Raw genomic sequence first — 2,126 nt, forward strand, 5'->3', positions numbered from 1 at the left:
GCCATGCTCACCACCATGACCCGCAAACTCACCCGCCACGACCCCACTAACACCAACCAATGGCGCGACGACTAACAGGTTTAGGAACAGGCTCTGAAGGAGATTGCCAGTCTGCCGAACGTGTCGATCCGTATCGTGCCCTTCGAAGCCGGACCTCAACCTGGCTTGGATGCACCCTTTACGTTGCTTTGGATCGAGGTAGCCAACGCCACGATCGCTTACGTGGAAACGTTAACCGGAGCCGACTACATCAAGAGCACGGGCGCCTATATCCTCGCATTTGAGAAGGCGAAGGAGAGTGCCTTGTCCGAGGACGACACGCGGGAGCTGATGGACCGCGTGTTCTCGGAGCAGGATCGAAGGAGACGCAATGGAACAGAATGAAACCCTAGTATGGCGCACGAGCAGCTACTCCGGGGGTGGAGCTCAATGCGTTGAGGTCGCCGAAGCCCCCGATGGTGGCCGCTACGTCCGGGACACCAAGGATCGCAGTAAGCCTGCCCACTACTTCACGTCGGCCGAGTGGACCGCGTTCACCGCGGGTGTGAAGGACGGCGAGTTCGACTAGGAGCGAACGAAGGTCAGCCCCCGGCCAGAAGCCGGGGGCTGATCCATGTCTAACGGTGCCGCCTTCAGCCACGATCGCGGGACCATCTGCTAGTGTGAAAAGCCTATATCCGACAACTCGATGACGTGGAGCGAAGCGGCCTTCCTCGCCGGGATGATCCAGTCGCCTTCGGTGCACGACCCGTACGCCTCCACCCACGAGCACGCCATGAAGCGCTGGTCCTACGTGGTGAACAAGCTGGTCGCGCGCGGTTACGTCAGTCAGGCCGAAGCGGTCACGATGACCTATCCGGAGGATGCCGTCCAGGCGCCGTCGGAGACCCGCGCCGGCCGCGTCACCTACGAGAAGTACCACATCAAGCAGCAGGTCCTCGCCGAACTGGAACAGGTGGGCTTCCCGCTGGACCGGCTCCGCGGCGGCGCGATGAAGGTCGAGACGACCATCGACCCGCGCGCGCAGGCCTCGGCGGAGAAGGTGGTCAAGGAACGGCTGCAGGGGCAGCCGGAGCATTTCCGCGCCTCGCTGGTCGCGGTCGAACCCGGGACCGGCGCCATCCGCGCGTACAACGGTGGCGGCTGGAGTGTGCACGACTACGCGGGGACTCCCTACGGCACCGGTTCGGCCTTCCATCCCTTCACCCTCGCCGCCGGACTCAGGCAGGGCGTCGACGTGGACGAGCCGCTGAAGCCGCCCGCCCAGGTCGACTTCCTCGGCGAGACCTTCAAGTTCCAGGACCAATGCGGTGAGGCCGGGAAGTGCACGCTGCGTGAAGCGCTCGCACGGGACGCCCAGGGACCGTACGTCGACCTGGCGAAGCGACTCGGTGCGGAAGCGGTCCGGAACGGCGCTCGCGCGGCGGGTATCCCGGAGACCGTCGACGGTGCGGTGACCCTGCGCGAGAAGGACGGGTTCCTGATCGGCCCCGGAATCGCGGTCGGCCGGTATCCCTTGCGGCCCAGCGACATGGCCGGTGCCTACGCGACGTTCGCCGCCGAGGGTATGCGCGCCACCCCGCATCTGGTGTCGAAGATCCGGGACGAGCACGGCGAGATCGTGTGGGAGCGGCCGCCGGACAAGGTGCCCGCGTTCGACGACGACGAGCCGCTGAGCCGCCGGATCGCCGGCACGATCAGCCGCGTGCTGATCACCGGGCTGCAGGACCGCCCGGCGGCGCTGAAGACCGCAGACTTCCGGTTCAACGAAACCGACGACAACGCCAGTGGCTGGGCGGTCGGGTACACGCCGCAGCTTTCGACGGCGGTCTGGGTCGGCTCGGACGAACCACGCCGGATGCGGGACGCCGCCGGGGAGAAGCTGACCGGCAAGACGATCCCGGCCGAGATGTGGCAGCGCTTCATGAGCGGCTACCACCAGGGGCTTCCGGTGCGGTGGGCGGAACCCGCGCAGACCCAGATGGCTCCGGCGCCGACCCGGTGACTCAGGCGAGCACGGCGCCGGTGCCGGATGGGTCAAGTTGGTCGTGAGTTGCCGGGGTGGGGGTTTGACCCAAACGCCCCTGACGACCACCCCGCGGAGCTCGAGCGCGGCGCGCTGGTGG

At 66.7% G+C, this 2,126-nt stretch carries 3 protein-coding genes; all 3 read left to right on the forward strand.

What is annotated here, in order from left to right; all coding sequences use genetic code 11:
* The first annotated feature begins 102 nt into the window (after nucleotides 1–102).
* The 3 genes from ACZ5ZX_RS25340 (at nucleotide 103) to ACZ5ZX_RS25350 (ending at nucleotide 2,005) form a co-directional block, all read left to right on the forward strand.
* Entirely contained in the window at nucleotides 103–384 is a 282-nt protein-coding gene (locus ACZ5ZX_RS25340; RefSeq protein ID WP_465504721.1) for a Scr1 family TA system antitoxin-like transcriptional regulator, read from the forward strand.
* A complete protein-coding gene (locus ACZ5ZX_RS25345; protein WP_465504463.1) occupies nucleotides 371–568 on the forward strand; it encodes a DUF397 domain-containing protein in 198 nt (65 codons plus the stop codon). Before ACZ5ZX_RS25340 ends, ACZ5ZX_RS25345 begins: the two co-directional genes overlap by 14 nt.
* 120 nt (nucleotides 569–688) lie before the next feature.
* Nucleotides 689–2,005: a transglycosylase domain-containing protein gene (locus tag ACZ5ZX_RS25350; protein WP_465504464.1), complete on the forward strand. Its 1,317-nt coding sequence runs from the start codon at nucleotides 689–691 to the stop codon at nucleotides 2,003–2,005.
* Nucleotides 2,006–2,126 lie beyond the last annotated feature (121 nt).

Source organism: Amycolatopsis sp. NPDC033938 (assembly GCF_055575975.1).

What these genes read in the sequence shown, in the direction of transcription:
- ACZ5ZX_RS25345 (WP_465504463.1), top strand. Translation starts at nt 371, where the DNA reads ATGGAACAGAATGAAACCCTAGTATGGCGCACGAGCAGCTACTCCGGG.
- ACZ5ZX_RS25350 (WP_465504464.1), top strand. Translation starts at nt 689, where the DNA reads ATGACGTGGAGCGAAGCGGCCTTCCTCGCCGGGATGATCCAGTCGCCT.